The organism is Bordetella tumbae (assembly GCF_965139195.1).
Classification (GTDB): domain Bacteria; phylum Pseudomonadota; class Gammaproteobacteria; order Burkholderiales; family Burkholderiaceae_B; genus Bordetella_A; species Bordetella_A tumbae.
The window spans coordinates 23,894-30,913 of sequence record NZ_CBCSJH010000035.1; the positions used below are offsets into that span (position 1 = coordinate 23,894).

7 protein-coding genes are annotated in these 7,020 nt (G+C 62.6%); 5 read left to right on the forward strand and 2 right to left on the reverse strand.

What is annotated here, in order from left to right:
• Positions 1-127: 127 nt before the first annotated feature.
• The 4 genes from ACNA0J_RS24375 (at position 128) to ACNA0J_RS24390 (ending at position 3,983) form a co-directional block, all read left to right on the forward strand.
• Positions 128-937: a thiazole synthase gene (locus ACNA0J_RS24375; RefSeq protein ID WP_415808901.1), complete on the forward strand. Its 810-nt coding sequence runs from the start codon at positions 128-130 to the stop codon at positions 935-937.
• Positions 934-1,770, forward strand: a complete 837-nt coding sequence (gene thiD, locus ACNA0J_RS24380; RefSeq protein WP_415821485.1) for a bifunctional hydroxymethylpyrimidine kinase/phosphomethylpyrimidine kinase — start codon at positions 934-936, stop codon at positions 1,768-1,770. The genes ACNA0J_RS24375 and thiD overlap by 4 nt, the downstream gene beginning before the upstream one ends.
• Positions 1,771-1,958: 188 nt before the next feature.
• Positions 1,959-2,639, forward strand: coding sequence for a protein-L-isoaspartate O-methyltransferase family protein (locus ACNA0J_RS24385; RefSeq protein ID WP_415821486.1), 681 nt, complete (start codon positions 1,959-1,961; stop codon positions 2,637-2,639).
• Positions 2,640-2,648: 9 nt separating this feature from the next.
• Positions 2,649-3,983, forward strand: a complete 1,335-nt coding sequence (locus ACNA0J_RS24390; protein WP_415821487.1) for a TolC family outer membrane protein — start codon at positions 2,649-2,651, stop codon at positions 3,981-3,983.
• 142 nt (positions 3,984-4,125) lie between these two features.
• Here ACNA0J_RS24390 and ACNA0J_RS24395 read toward each other — a convergent pair whose 3' ends face one another.
• Both ACNA0J_RS24395 and ACNA0J_RS24400 read right to left on the reverse strand, forming a co-directional pair.
• Positions 4,126-5,484, reverse strand: a complete 1,359-nt coding sequence (locus tag ACNA0J_RS24395) for a PQQ-dependent sugar dehydrogenase (RefSeq protein ID WP_415821488.1) — start codon at positions 5,482-5,484, stop codon at positions 4,126-4,128.
• Positions 5,481-5,927, reverse strand: coding sequence for a DUF2231 domain-containing protein (locus tag ACNA0J_RS24400; protein ID WP_415821489.1), 447 nt, complete (start codon positions 5,925-5,927; stop codon positions 5,481-5,483). Before ACNA0J_RS24400 ends, ACNA0J_RS24395 begins: the two co-directional genes overlap by 4 nt.
• A 442-nt stretch (positions 5,928-6,369) precedes the next feature.
• On the opposite strand from ACNA0J_RS24400, the gene ACNA0J_RS24405 reads away from it, so the two are divergent.
• The gene (locus ACNA0J_RS24405; protein WP_415821490.1) at positions 6,370-6,789 is read left to right on the forward strand and encodes a CBS domain-containing protein; all 420 of its coding nucleotides are present in this window, start codon (positions 6,370-6,372) and stop codon (positions 6,787-6,789) included.
• Positions 6,790-7,020: the final 231 nt, after the last annotated feature.

A 7,020-nucleotide genomic window follows, 5' to 3' on the forward strand; every position in this document is an offset into this window, starting at 1 on the left:
TGCGCGACCGGCAACGCCGGAGTTCTCTGGGGTCGTATAGCGTTATTGAACATGTGGATTATCATGGAGACCTAGACGCCGGGCGCCCCNCGCCCGGCCACCGGATTCTTTTTCAGCACGCTGCACAATGACGACTCCAGACACTCTGACCATCGCCGGGCGCGAATACCAGTCGCGCCTGCTGGTAGGCACCGGCAAATACAAAGACTTCGAGCAAACCCGCGCCGCGCTGGATGCCAGCGGCACCCAAATTGTGACCGTGGCCATTCGCCGCACCAATATTGGCCAAAATCCCGGCGAGCCCAGCCTGCTGGACTATGTCCCGCCCTCGCAGTTCACCCTGTTGCCCAACACTGCGGGCTGCTATACCGCCGACGACGCGGTGCGCACCCTGCGGCTGGCGCGCGAGCTGCTCGACGGCCATGACCTGGTCAAACTCGAGGTTCTGGGCGATCCGCATACCTTGTTCCCCAACATGCCTGCCACGCTGGAGGCCGCCAAAACGCTGGTCGACGATGGGTTCAAGGTCATGGTCTATTGCACCGACGACCCCATTCAATGCCGCATGCTCGAGGACATCGGCGTGGTCGCGGTCATGCCGCTGGCCTCGCTGATCGGCTCGGGGATGGGCATTCTGAACCCGTGGAACCTGCGCCTGATCATTGATCAGGCCCGTGTCCCGGTGCTGGTGGACGCAGGGGTGGGCACTGCCTCTGACGCCGCCATCGCCCTGGAACTCGGCTGCGACGGCGTCCTGATGAATACCGCGATCGCAGGCGCCAAAGACCCCGTCCTGATGGCCCGCGCCATGAAAAACGCCGTCCAGGCCGGCCGCGATGCCTTCCTGGCCGGCCGTATGCCACGCAAGCTATACAGCGGCGCGCCCAGCTCGCCCACCGAAGGGCTGATCACCGCCGCCCCGGCCAATACGCAATGAGTACGTCGCAAGCCGGCGGCCGGCCGATTCCCAACGCGCTCAGCATCGCCGGCGTAGACCCGTCCGGCGGCGCGGGCGTACTGGCCGACGTCAAAGCCATGAGCGCGCTGGGGGCCTACGGCTGCGCGGTCATCGCCGCGCTCACCGCGCAGAACACCCAAGGCGTCACTGGCATCGCCCCCGTGCCGCCCGAGTTCGTCGGCCTGCAGATCGACACGCTCTTTACCGATGTCCGCATCGACGCGGTCAAAATCGGCATGCTGGGCCAACGCCCGGTGACGCTCGTGGTAGCGGAAAAGCTCGCCAAATGGTTGCCCGCTCACATCATCCTGGATCCGGTGATGGTCGCCAAAAGCGGCGATCACCTGCTCGAGCGCGATGCCGTCGGCGCCTTGCGCGAGGCCCTGTTGCCGCAGGCCACCATGTTGACCCCCAATCTGCCTGAGGCTGGCGTACTGCTGGATGAACGCCCCGTCGAGACCGTCAAGGAAATGCGCCGTGTCGCCGAGCGGCTGCGCAATATCATGGCGTACTCCGGGCAACGCTGGGTGCTGCTAAAAGGCGGCCACCTCCCGGGCAACGACACCATCGACCTGCTGCACGACGGCGACCGGATGATCGAGCTGCCTGGCCATCGCATCGAAACACGCAACACCCACGGCACAGGCTGCACGCTTTCCGCTGCCCTGGCCGCGCTGCTGCCGCAGATCGACGATGTGCCCGAGGCTGCCCGCCGCGCCAAGGCCTACCTGGCCGAGGCTCTGCGCCATGCTGACCGCCTGCAGGTCGGCTCTGGACATGGCCCGACACACCATTTTCACGCCTGGTGGTAATCATGCTGGCAATGGTGCCTTAGCCCGCCCGTGGCTGCTGGCCTCCCTCGCCGGCCGAGCCAGCGCCATGAGGCCGGCTGGAAACGGTCCCGATGAAGGCTTCCGCCCCACTACGGGGGTCATCACCCATATTCCCACCGAATCAGTACAATGTTCGGTTGGTTCTTCTTGATTTCCTCTTCGCTGTCATGAACGCTTCGACCCTGCCTGATGTAGAACAAGCCCGCTTCAACATGGTGGAGCAGCAAATCCGCCCCTGGGACGTACTCGATCCCAAGGTCCTGGACGCTCTGTTTGTTGTGCGCCGCGAGCAATTCGTGCCGCCGGCATTGCGAGCCCTGGCGTTTTCCGACCTGGAACTTCCGCTGGAGATCAATGCGGCCAACACCCGCCAGAACATGCTGGCCCCAAAGGTTGAGGCCCGCCTGGCCCAGGAGCTGCAACTGACCGCTACCGACTGCGTGCTGGAAATCGGCACGGGCTCGGGCTATCAGGCTGCCCTGCTGGCGCGTCTGGCGCAACAAGTCACATCGGTCGAGATCGACAATCGCCTGGTGGCATTCGCACAGAACAACCTGCAGGCGAACAACGTCACCAACGTCAAGGTCGAGACCGGCGACGGCCGCAATGGCTGGGGTACGACCGAATATGACGCCATCCTGGTCACGGGCTCAGTGCCCGCCGTGCCGGATGCTCTGAAATATCAGTTGCGCGTAGGGGGCCGCCTGGTCATCATCGTGGGTCAGGCCCCGGTCATGACCGCCTGTCGCATCACGCGCACCACGGCAGCCAGCTTCGAAACCGTCAATTTGTTCGAAACCGTCGTCAAGCCGCTGCGCGGGACTACCGTTTCGCATTTCAAGTTCTGATACGGCTCCATGCGCGCCAGATCGCTTGCGGCTACGCTGGGTCTGGCGCTCAGTACCAGTTGGTGCCTCCCGGCTAACGCTGCCCAGGACCTGCTGCAGACGTGGCAGTCCGCACTGGCCAACGATCCCGTATACGGAGCGGCCCGTGCCCAGTATCGTGCGTCGATCGAGCAATTGCCCCAGGCTCGCGCTGGCCTGCTGCCGGCCATCAATGCCGAGATCGGACTGACCTACCAAGACACCCGCACTACGCGCGATCTGTCCCGCCGTGTGCAGGACAACACGCGGGCCCCCTGGGAACTCGTCCTGACACAGCCGCTCTACGACTGGTCAAGCTGGCAGCGCTACGAACAGGCCAAACTCGGCGTCGCCGACGCAGAGCTCGCTCTGCAGCAGGCGTACCAAGACCTGCTGCTGCGCGTATCGGACACCTATTTTGGCATCCTCACCGCCCAGGACGCCCTGACAGCCACCGAGGGCGAAAAGGCCTCGGTAGCCGCCCAACTCGAGTCCGCCAAGCGAAATTTCGAGCTGGGCAACGCCACGATTACCGACACGTATGAGGCTCAGGCGCGCTATGACCTGGTTGTCGCCGAGGAATTACGGCAACAACACGATCTGACGGTATTGCGCGGCCAGCTGACGCAAATCATCGGCCAGCCCCCTGAAGCCTTGGCCGAGTTGCCGCCTACGGTCCCGCTACCGGCTCCCCAGCCGGCCAGACAGGACGATTGGTCTACCCAGGCCGAATCCGCCAGTCTGGAAGTCGCACGCGCGCAATTGCAGACCCAGATTGCCCAACGTGGCATCCAGATTGCGCGCGGCGGACATTACCCGACCCTGAGTCTGCAGGCCAGCAGCGGCAGCGCCAGTACCTCAAATCGCAGCGCCGCCGGTAGCCGGGCCGCAGACAGCACTGTCGGCTTGGTGCTGTCTGTCCCCATCTATGCGGGCGGCGGCATATCCTCTCAGGTCACAGAAAAAGTCCAGCTCGAACAAAAGGCGCGCAACGACTACCAGGCCGCCCGCCGCCAGTCTGCACAATCCGCCCGTCAGTACTACACAGGTGTCATGACCGGCCTGGCCCGTATCCGCGCCCTGGAAGCCGGCGAAAAATCGAGTCGAGCCTCCGTAGAAGCCAACAAAACCGGCTACGAGATCGGCGTGCGCATCAACCTGGACGTCCTGAACGCCCAGCAACAGCTCTACGCAACCCAGCGCGACCTCGCGCAGGCGCGCTATGGCACGCTGTTGGACGGCCTGCGCCTCAAGGCGGCCGGCGGCATCCTGTCCGAAGTAGATCTCGAGACCATCAATAGATTGCTGCGTTTGCCGCCGCCATAGCGGGGCTGACGTACGGGCAGGACGAGTCGCACGGCGGTGCTGATGCCGCGCCTGCAGCGACAATCGGATTACTGCATCGCTATCGCTACATCGGTTAGCTCCGCCGCTGGGCCGCTGGAGTCGCCCAGAGCCACTGCAGTAGCTACGTAGGCGGCATTGACGCTGGCGTCGGCGTCGGCGTCGGCGCCGATTTTTCAGTCTGCGTCCGCGGCCCCGCGGGCTGTGTCGGCGTGATGCGCCAGATCGTGTTTGACAGATCGTCCGCGACAATGAGCGCTCCGCGCGGGTCTACTGTCACCCCTACCGGACGGCCGCGGGTCGTCCCGTCACTGTCCCGGAATCCGGACACAAAGTCTACCGGCGGACCAGATGGACGCCCCGCATTGAAGGGCACAAAGACCACCTTGTAGCCCGAGGGTTCGCTGCGATTCCAGCTGCCGTGCTCGCCGACGAAAACCCCGTCGGCAAACCGATCGCCCATTGCCTGGGCCGAAAAATCCACCCCCAGCGCCGCCACGTGCGCGCCCAGACTGTAATCGGGTTTTATTGCAGCTTTGACCTTTGCCGGATCCTGCGGCCGTACGCGCTCGTCTATGTTCTGCCCCCAATAGCTGTACGGCCAGCCATAGAAGGCATTCTCCTGCACCCCCGTCAGATAGTCGGGAACCAGATCAGAGCCGAGCTCGTCGCGTTCATTCACGACCGCCCATACCTGGCCCGTATCGGGCTGGATGGTCAGCGCCGTGGGATTGCGCAGGCCCGTAGCGTACGTCTTGTACTCGCCGGTGCGGGCATTCACCCTCCAGATACGCGCGCGGTCGGCTTCCGCCGTCATGCCGCGTTCGGTGATATTGCTATTGGACCCGATGCCTACATACAAATATTGCCCGTCCGCACTGGCGGTCAGAGCCTTGGTCCAGTGATGGTTGATTTCCGATGGTAACAGCGTGACCGTCTCAGGCGGGCCGCTGGCCTTGGTCTGTCCTGGCTGGTAGTCGAATCGCACCAACGCGTCCTGGTTAGCAACATAAAGATCGTTACCGACCAAGGCGAGCCCGTAGGGCGCATTCAGATTTTCCGCGAAAGTCGACGCCTCATAGGTGCCGTCTCCTTCGGCATCGCGCAGCAACGTCAGGCGGTTGCCCCCCTTGACCGGGCTCGTGCCCCTGGCCTTGATGATGCCGGCGATCACGTCTTTGGGCTTGAGCTTCGCGGCATTGCCGCCCCGGCCCTCAGCCACCAAGATGTCGCCGTTGGGCAATACCAGCGTCTGCCGCGGGATCTTCAGATCCTTCGCGATGGCGGTAATCGTATAGCCTTCTGGCACCGTTGGAGCCTTGTCTCCCCATGGTGCGGGTTTTGCAATCACCATATCAGGCAGCAGGCCTTGCTTCGGTTTGGGTAGCGCAGGCTCTGGGCCGACCAAAGATCCGGATTGACCGCTGCATACGCCCATAGCCGTGAGCAACGGAACCGCGGCGAGCAAGCTCAGCGTTTTCATACGGCGCTTCTAACACGCGAAGTGCGAAAAATATGCGGAGTGCGAAAACCCAGCCACGTGGCTATGCAGGCAAGCACCACTGTGATCAGCGACAAGATAAGGCCGGCAGGCATGCTCGCCCACGCATCGCGGGCATGAATCAATGCATTGAAAAAGCCCACGACCCACGCCGCTATCCACACCAAGGAATATGGGATCACTCCGCGCGCACGTTGCTGCGCTCGAAAAAGATCAACGATGGCAAAGATCAGCGCGACGCCGCCAAATATCAGCGCGCCGACCAGGAGCCACGAGGCAAAGTTATTCCACTGGATATCAAACGACATCGCATAGGCCACGTCGCTGACGGCCGCGCCGACAAACAGGGAAAGCGCTCCTCCCACAAATACGGCATGCAAGGGGTGCACCGTCAACGCATAGCGAGGTTCGACAATTTGGGGCACTGATAGCCTCCTTGATAGATCGCCGGGCTACAACGCCGCTAACAGCAGCAAGTAAAGTGCCTGAGCCCAAATGCCTGCTCCCCGCAATGCTCGCCATCCTGCTTGCGCGATGCCTTCCCTGACCACAGGAAAATTGTTCCTGCGCGATCGGAAAATTTCGTCTTCTTGAAAAAGGATCTACTCGATAAAACGTACCGAACAGCGTCCACAGGCGGCAAAACAAAGAGTCGCCCGTACCTTGGTAAAAAAAGGCGCCTCGCCGCTAACCGCTAGCGCTAGGCGCCAACACTTTCGACGCATGGAACGCCGGCAACCACGCTCCTGAGTCACGGAAAACGGGCCACGGCCATGTCGCAATGCATAGCTGCGTCGTGCAGTGCCCAGGTCCGTCACTTGCGGCCGTTCCAGACAGGCCTCACCCGTGAATCAAAGGAGCACAACCATGCAACAGCTCAAAGACGTAATGACCGAACGCGTCAAAATCCTGAACCCCGAGACGACCATCAAAGACGCCGCAAGCCAAATGCGCGACGGCGACTTTGGCCTCATGCCTGTAGGAGAAAACGATCGCTTGATCGGAACGCTGTCGGACCGCGACATCGTGCTGCGCGCAGTCGCAGAAGGCCGCGACTCTGGCGCTAGAGTACGAGACGTCATGTCCGAAAAAGTACTGTGGGCGTACGACAACGACTCGGTAGAAAAAGCCTGCCAGATCATGAGCAACAATCAGATCCGCCGCTTACCCATCATAAACACCGACAAGCGCTTGGTAGGCATCGTAGCGCTGGGCGACCTGGCAGTCGGCGCAAGCAGCCCCAAACCCGCCGGCCAAGCCCTATCCGGCATCTCTCAACGAGGATAAAACAACCCCGCGCGTCAACGCCGCAGCCGGCATGATGCGCTTGCCACAAGTCGCATGATGCGTTCATAACCGCCGCGAGCCGGGGTTCGTCGTGTAAAGGGCGCGCTGGCCCGTAGAGCCTGCCGAACCTGTCTTGTCAGGCGGGGGGAAGTCGGCTGGGCATGTTTGAGCGTAGCGTAGCGGAGCGAGTTTGCCCAGCCGCCCCGCCTGGCGAGGCAGGTGATGGGCAGT

Bases quoted from the DNA above. Each gene is read 5' to 3' on its own strand.
- ACNA0J_RS24375 (WP_415808901.1), top strand. From the start codon at position 128: ATGACGACTCCAGACACTCTGACCATCGCCGGGCGCGAATACCAGTCG.
- thiD (WP_415821485.1), top strand. From the start codon at position 934: ATGAGTACGTCGCAAGCCGGCGGCCGGCCGATTCCCAACGCGCTCAGC.
- ACNA0J_RS24385 (WP_415821486.1), top strand. From the start codon at position 1,959: ATGAACGCTTCGACCCTGCCTGATGTAGAACAAGCCCGCTTCAACATG.
- ACNA0J_RS24390 (WP_415821487.1), top strand. From the start codon at position 2,649: ATGCGCGCCAGATCGCTTGCGGCTACGCTGGGTCTGGCGCTCAGTACC.
- ACNA0J_RS24395 (WP_415821488.1), bottom strand. From the start codon at position 5,484: ATGAAAACGCTGAGCTTGCTCGCCGCGGTTCCGTTGCTCACGGCTATG.
- ACNA0J_RS24405 (WP_415821490.1), top strand. From the start codon at position 6,370: ATGCAACAGCTCAAAGACGTAATGACCGAACGCGTCAAAATCCTGAAC.